We start from the raw sequence: 222 nt of genomic DNA, 5'->3' as shown, positions 1-222 counted from the left end.
CATCGCGTTCATCCTCAACCAGCTTGATCTGTTCGAGCAGCAGTTCTAGCCGATCGACTTCGCGGGAAATCTGGGCCTTCATGAGCACAGGTAGCGCACGCCCATCGCCGGTCCAGAGCTCGTCTAGCCGCTCACGTCGATCCTTGCGCAGTGGCTCATAATTCGCGATCCCTTGCGAGAACAACAGTCCCTTGATGCGATTGACGTGGGCGACACGCTCGA

At 58.1% G+C, this 222-nt stretch carries 1 pseudogene; it reads right to left on the bottom strand.

Features of this window, described 5'->3' with window-relative positions:
• Positions 1 to 222, bottom strand: a pseudogene (locus ACZYOF_RS45070) (IS110 family transposase); the annotation flags it as partial.

This window comes from Bradyrhizobium sp. LeoA1Lang, assembly GCF_055413685.1.
This window is presented reverse-complemented; position numbering and strand designations above follow the sequence as displayed.